Source organism: Endozoicomonas atrinae, assembly GCF_001647025.1.
Lineage (GTDB): Bacteria > Pseudomonadota > Gammaproteobacteria > Pseudomonadales > Endozoicomonadaceae > Endozoicomonas > Endozoicomonas atrinae.
Genome location: NZ_LUKQ02000678.1, coordinates 1 through 764, shown reverse-complemented (window position 1 = coordinate 764; position 764 = coordinate 1). Strand labels below are relative to the sequence as shown.

General features: G+C 51.6%; 1 protein-coding gene. It reads right to left on the bottom strand.

Annotated features, from left to right (window positions below; all coding sequences use genetic code 11):
- On the bottom strand, positions 1-764 hold a 764-nt coding region (locus AK963_RS30005; protein WP_066018835.1), incomplete at both ends, for a helix-turn-helix transcriptional regulator.

Below are 764 nucleotides of genomic sequence, written 5' to 3'. Positions count from 1 at the left end.
CCCAAAGGGGCAACACTTTTCAGAATCAACCTGACTAGCATGGTTTGCCGGGTAACCCCGGTTTTGGAAAAGATTGAACGCAGGTGGGCACGGGCGGTATTTCGACTGATAAACAGAGTTTCGGATGCTTCGTCCAGAGTAAGGCCATTCGCTAAGTGCATAGCCAGCTGAGCCTCTGCCGGCGTCAGGTCAAAAAGGGTTTTAACAATGTCCTGTGCTGGTTGGGACTGTCTTTCCGGATCACTGACAAAGATGGCAACGCAAGGGCGCTTACCGGTACCTGACCATTGGGAAGATGGAATAGAGCGAATGATAATGCCGAGATCGCGCTTTCCAGAAAGTCGTGCAACCCGCATGGCCTGGACAATGGATGGTGTGTTGTTGCGCTGGTGAGCCAGTGTTTCTTTGATGAGTTCCCGGAATCGGCGGGTATCCTGTTGGGTGCCAATATGAAGTGTCCGGCTACTGACTCTCAGGCCGTCATCTTCATTTTCCAGTTCTTTGGCCACCTGGTTGATTTCAAGGACTTTACCTTCATCATCCAGAATGATGGTTCCCACTGCCAGCTGGTCGACTGCTCCGGCATAGAGATTACGTTCGGCTTCCATCCGATTCAGCTGCATATGTAATTGAACGGCTCGCATCAGGTGTGGAATCAGGGTGTTAATCAGCCATTTGTCATCATCACTGAAGCGGTTCTCTTCATTCCCGCGGCTGATTCTCAAGCTGCACTTGGCGCCATCAGGTGTGTGGATATCAGCGCC